General features: G+C 71.6%; 4 protein-coding genes. 2 read left to right on the top strand and 2 right to left on the bottom strand.

Annotation, left to right across the window (positions count from 1 at the left end; all coding sequences use genetic code 11):
- Positions 1-105 precede the first annotated feature (105 nt).
- Positions 106-2,604 (top strand): RNA helicase, encoded by a 2,499-nt coding sequence (locus FAF44_RS51750; protein ID WP_237110869.1) that lies wholly within the window; start codon positions 106-108, stop codon positions 2,602-2,604.
- Between the two features lie 162 nt (positions 2,605-2,766).
- Here FAF44_RS51750 and FAF44_RS51745 read toward each other — a convergent pair whose 3' ends face one another.
- A complete protein-coding gene (locus tag FAF44_RS51745) occupies positions 2,767-3,330 on the bottom strand; it encodes a hypothetical protein (RefSeq protein ID WP_237110868.1) in 564 nt (187 codons plus the stop codon).
- Positions 3,331-3,347: 17 nt separating this feature from the next.
- Here FAF44_RS51745 and FAF44_RS51740 point away from each other — a divergent pair, with 17 nt between their 5' ends.
- A complete protein-coding gene (locus FAF44_RS51740; protein ID WP_237110867.1) occupies positions 3,348-3,842 on the top strand; it encodes a DUF2087 domain-containing protein in 495 nt (164 codons plus the stop codon).
- A gap of 14 nt (positions 3,843-3,856) precedes the next feature.
- On the opposite strand, the gene FAF44_RS51735 is transcribed toward FAF44_RS51740, so the two are convergent.
- Positions 3,857-5,477 (bottom strand): alkaline phosphatase D family protein (locus tag FAF44_RS51735; RefSeq protein ID WP_308193545.1); only part of this gene is annotated, 1,621 nt, incomplete at its 5' end.

Below are 5,477 nucleotides of genomic sequence, written 5' to 3'. Positions count from 1 at the left end.
GGGTGAACGGGGTCAGAGCGCGGGCACGCGCAAGACGGCCCGCGCTCTGACCCCGTTCACCCGCTCCGGGTTCGAGCACCCGGCAAACTTCGGCAGGATAGGGGTGTGAGCCTACTCGTTGACCGCCTGCCGGAAGAGATCGACGCCGACCCCGACGCCATCTTCGACGCGTTCGTAGCCTGGAACGCCGAGCGAGGGCTCACCCTCTATCCCGCCCAGGAGGAGGCCCTCATCGAGGTGGTCTCCGGCAACAACCTGATCCTGGCCACGCCGACCGGCTCGGGCAAGTCGCTGGTGGCCGCCGGCGCCCACTTCACCGCGCTGACCCGCGACCTGCGCACGTTCTACACCGCGCCGATCAAGGCCCTGGTGTCGGAGAAGTTCTTCGACCTGTGCGCCGTGTTCGGCACCGAGAACGTCGGCATGATGACCGGCGACGCCAGCGTCAACCCGGGCGCGCCGATCATCTGCTGCACGGCCGAGATCCTGGCCAACGTGGCGCTGCGCGACGGCGCGGCGGCCGACATCGGCCAGGTCGTCATGGACGAGTTCCACTTCTACGCCGAGCCCGACCGCGGCTGGGCCTGGCAGGTGCCGCTGCTGGAACTGCCGAATGTGCAGTTCATCCTGATGTCGGCCACGCTCGGCGACATGTCGATGTTCGAGCGCGACCTGACCAGGCGCACCGGGCGGGAGACCGCGGTGGTCAAGCACGCCGAGCGGCCGGTGCCGCTGGTGTACTCGTACCGGATGACGCCGCTGCACGAGACGCTCGAGGAGATGCTCAGCACCGGCCAGGCGCCGGTCTACGTCGTGCACTTCACGCAGGCCGCGGCGATGGAGCGGGCCCAGGCGCTGATGTCGATCAACATGGCGACCAAGGCCGAGAAGGAGGCCATCGCCGCCATGATCGGCGGGTTCCGGTTCACCACCCGGTTCGGGCGGGCGCTGTCGCGGCTGGTCCGCCACGGCATCGGCGTGCACCACGCCGGCATGCTGCCGAAGTACCGCCGCCTGGTCGAGCGGCTGGCCCAGGCCGGGCTGCTGAAGGTCATCTGCGGCACCGACACGCTGGGCGTGGGCGTCAACGTGCCGATCCGCACGGTGCTGTTCACGGCCCTGTCGAAGTACGACGGCAACAAGGTGCGCCGGCTGCGGGCCCGCGAGTTCCACCAGATCGCCGGCCGGGCGGGCCGCGCGGGCTTCGACACCATCGGCTACGTCGCCTGCCAGGCCCCCGAGCACGACATCGAGAACGCCAAGGCCCTGGCCAAGATCGGCGACGACCCCAAGCGGCGGCGCGGCTACGCCCGCAAGAAGCCGCCGGAGGGCTTCGTCGGCTGGAGCGAGGACACCTTCACCAAGCTCCAGGAGGCCGAGCCCGAGCCGCTCAACTCCCGTTTCAAGGTCAGCAACGCCATGCTGCTCGCGGTCATCAACCGGCCCGGCGACTGCTTCCAAGCGATGAAGCACCTGCTGACCGACAACCACGAAGACCGCAAGTGGCAGCGGCGGCACATCAGCCAGGCCATCGCGATCTACCGGTCGCTGCTGGCCGGCGGCATCGTCGAGCAGTTCCGCGAGCCCGACGAGCAGGGCCGGCGGGCCCGGCTGACGATCGATCTGCAGGAGGACTTCGCGCTCAACCAGGCGCTGTCCACGTTCGCGCTGGCCGCCTTCGACCTGCTCGACCGCGAGTCGCCGTCGTACGCGCTCGACCTGGTCTCGATCGTGGAGGCCATCCTCGACGACCCCCGCCAGATCCTGTCGGCCCAGCTCAAGAAGGCCAGGGGCGAGGCCGTCGCGCAGATGAAGGCCGACGGCGTCGAGTACGAGGAGCGCATGGAGCAGCTCTCCGAGGTCATGTACCCGATGCCGCTCGACACCCTGCTGCTCGGGGCCTACGAGACCTACCGGCGCGGCCACCCGTGGGTGGGCGACTACACGGTGAGCCCGAAGTCCGTGGTGCGCGACATGTTCGAGCGGGCGATGACGTTCGGCGAGTACATCCAGTTCTACGAGCTGGCGCGCTCCGAGGGCACGGTGCTGCGCTACCTGGCCGACGCCTACCGCACGCTGTCGCGCACGGTGCCCGAGCACCTCAAGACCGACGACCTGGTCGATCTCATCGAGTGGCTGGGCGAGCTGGTCCGCCAGGTCGACTCCTCGCTGATCGACGAGTGGGAGAAGCTCACCAACCCGGCGGCGGCGCTGGAGGAGCAGCAGCAGCTCGAGGCCAAGGTGCGGCCGGTCACGGCCAACCCGCGGGCCTTCCGGGTGCTGGTGCGCAACGCGATGTTCCGGCTGGCCGAGCTGTGCGCGCTGGAGAAGGAGGACGAGCTGGAGGAGCTGGCCCCCGACGTCGACTGGGGTGCGGCGCTCGACGCGTACTACGCCGACCACGAGGAGATCTTCACCGACGCCGACGCGCGCGGGCCCGCGCTGCTGCGCATCGAGGAGGAGAGCGGGTTCTGGAAGGTGCGGCAGACGATCAAGGATCCGGCCGGCGACGGCGACTGGGGCATCGACGCCCAGGTGGATCTGGCCGGCTCCGACGAGGAGGGCCGCGCCGTGCTGCACGTGCAGGGGCTCAACCGGCTCTAGCGGCCGGGAGCCGCGTGGTCGCGACGAACCGTGTTGAGACAAGCCTTGTGCCGGAGCGGACTGGCAAGGGCGCCCCGGCACAGGCCTGTTGAATTCAGTTTCGTCCGGGAAACGTCGGGGTCGTGTCATGACAATGTCCCAAGATCGAGACATTCCCCGCTTCTAGCAGTCGGCGATGGTGCAGACTTTGGCGAGCATGCGCTTGGTGTCGCTGGTCTGACGCGTGAAGTCGGCCCTGGCGGGCTTGCCCCACTCGCCCGCTACCGTGTAGAGGATCAGGGCGTTCGCGCGGCGGGTCACGACGGCCCGCTCGCCGCCGACGGCCGCCTGCCCGCCCTGGTACGCCTGCCCGGTCACCGACAGCGCCCGGTCGCCCAGGGCGAGCGCGCGGGCGGAGAAGCGGTAACCGGAGCTGCCGCAGGCGCGTACGGCGGCCTGAAGGTCGCGCAGCGCCCGGTTCGCCGCCGCCGCGGACGAGTAGAGCACCACCTGCTCCGACTTGGAGTAGTCGGGCAAGGCCGTGTAGACGAGCGTCCTGGCCCGGACGCGCCCCGCCTGGCCGAGCCCGGCCCGCTGGCACGGGTTCACCACCAGCGGGGCGGTCCGCCTGCCGGTGGCCTGCCAGGTCGTCTCCGGGTTGTCGTCCTTCTTGGCGGCTTCCTTCTCGTACAGCAGGAAGTTGGTCGGGATGGCGATCGAGGTCGCCAGTAACAGTGCTGCGATCATGGGACAAAATGGTATGAGTGAACGACGAGGAGATCAGACGCGTCCTGGGCCTGCTCTACCAGGAGGAGACGTTGCAGACCTTCGCCTCCCTCGTGCTCGGGGCCCCCGGTGAGCTGTCCCCCAAGGCGTTGCGGAAGCTGGAGAACGGCGGCCTGGCGGCCCGCGACGAGTCCGGCGCGTGGCGGGCCACGCCGGAGCGCTTCCGCGACCTGCTGCGCGCGCACGCGGAGCCCGCGCGCGAGCTGAGCCCGGAGGAGCGGGTGCTGCGCACGTTCCTCGTGGACGGGCGGCTGACGACCACCACGATGCGGCGGGACAAGCGGCTCGTGGTGCTGCGCTACATCGCCACGGTCTTCGAGCCCGGCGTGCGCTACCCGGAGAAGGACGTCAACGTCGCGCTGCGGGCCTTCCACGACGACTACGCGGCCCTGCGCCGCTACCTGGTGGACGAGTGCCTGCTGTCGCGGGAGGGCAACGTGTACTGGCGCAGCGGCGGCCCCGTGGACGTCTGACGCCGCCCCCGGTCTCAGACGGGGTTCAGCGCGGGACGGCCCGCCTCGACGACGAAGGACGCGCAGGTCCGGGCGGGCGCGCCGGGCTCGGTGACGTGGGCCAGCGCGCGGAAGTCGGCCCGCAGCTCCCGGTCGGTGATCCGGGTCCGCACGTAGCCGCGGCGGCCGTTGAAGAACTTCACGTGCGGGTTCTCCGCCAGCAGGGTCCGCGTGTCGGGGTACTCGTCCCGGCCGTCGCCCGCGCTCGTGACGGAGGTCGTGACCAGCTCGACGGCGACCGTCGCGGACCCGGGGTCGCGGTGGTCGCGCTTGATCTCGCCGGCCCAGTGCGCGTGCACGTCGCCGGTGAGCACGACCGCGTTGCGCCCGTAGGCGTCGACGGCGGCGGTCAGGCGGTCGCGGGAGGCGACGTAACCGTCCCAGCCCTCGTTGGAGTAGCCCTCCTCCGCCCCCTTGATCCAGTCCATCTGCATGAAGAAGACCTGCTGGCCGAGCAGGTCCCAGGTGGCGCGCGAGCGCCTGAGCCGCTCGTCCAGCCACGCCTCCTGCTCCCGCCCGAGCATGGTCCGGCCCGGCGCGAGGCGGTCCGCGCAGCCGGGGCCGACCGTGCCGGCCCTGCCGGTGCAGGCGTACGGGTCGCGGTACTGGCGGGTGTCCAGCAGGTGCAGGTTGGCCAGCGCGCCCCAGCGGACACTGCGGTGCAGCCGCAGCGCCGCCCCGTCCGGCCGCTGGGCGCGGCGCAGCGGCATGTTCTCGTAGTACGCCCGGAACGCGGCGGCCCGCCGCCGGAGGAACGGCGGGCCGGGCTGCTCGGGCACGTCGCCGGCCCAGGCGTTCTCGATGTCGTGGTCGTCCCACACCACGACCCAGGGGGCGGCGGCGTGGGCGAGCATGGAGTCCGGGTCGGCCTTGTGCTGGGCGTGGCGCAGGCGGTATCCGGCCAGGTCCAGGCACTCGCCGCCGGCCTGGTCGCGTACCGGGTGGCGGTAGGCGCCGTACTCGTAGAGGTAGTCGCCGAGGAAGGCGATCAGGTCGGGCTGGTCCTCGGCCATCCTGCGGTAGGCGGTGAACCAGCCGGACTGGTAGTCGGCGCAGGAGGCGAACGACAGGTTCAGCGGCCTGCCCCGGACGCCGGGGGCGGGCGTGGTGAGGGTGCGGCCGACGGGGCTGATCTCGCCGCCGGCCCGGAACCGGTAGAAGTACTCGGCGCCGGGGTCGAGCCCGTCGAGCTCGACGTGCACGCTGTGGGCCGCCTCGCGGCGGGCCGTCTCGGCGCCCTGGCGGACGACGTGCCGGAAGTGCTCGTCCCTGGCCAGTTGCCACCGGACCGGCACCGGGCGGTCCGGCATGCCGCCGAGGCCGTCGGGCGCGATCGGGTCGGTGGCCAGGCGGGTCCAGAGCACCACGCCGTCGTGCGTGGGCTCGCCCGAGGCGACGCCCAGCCGGAAGGGGTCGGCCAGCGGGGCGCGCCGGGCGCTCGCGCGCACGGGGGCCTGCCCCAGTGCCGCGGACGCGCCCAGGCCGGCGCCTCCGGCGAGGAACGCACGCCGGGTGATCATGAGGGTCCTTTGCCTGACGGTGCCGCTGCTTTCGACGTACAGCCTGGTCAGGGGCGGGTTGCGGGAGGAGTGGGGC

Origin of the sequence: Nonomuraea sp. MG754425 (assembly GCF_021699195.1) — a bacterium.
Classification (GTDB): domain Bacteria; phylum Actinomycetota; class Actinomycetes; order Streptosporangiales; family Streptosporangiaceae; genus Nonomuraea.
Note: the sequence above shows the minus strand (reverse complement) of the source record. Positions and strands in the feature narration are given on the sequence as shown.

What these genes read in the sequence shown, in the direction of transcription:
- FAF44_RS51745 (WP_237110868.1), bottom strand. Translation starts at nt 3,330, where the DNA reads ATGATCGCAGCACTGTTACTGGCGACCTCGATCGCCATCCCGACCAAC.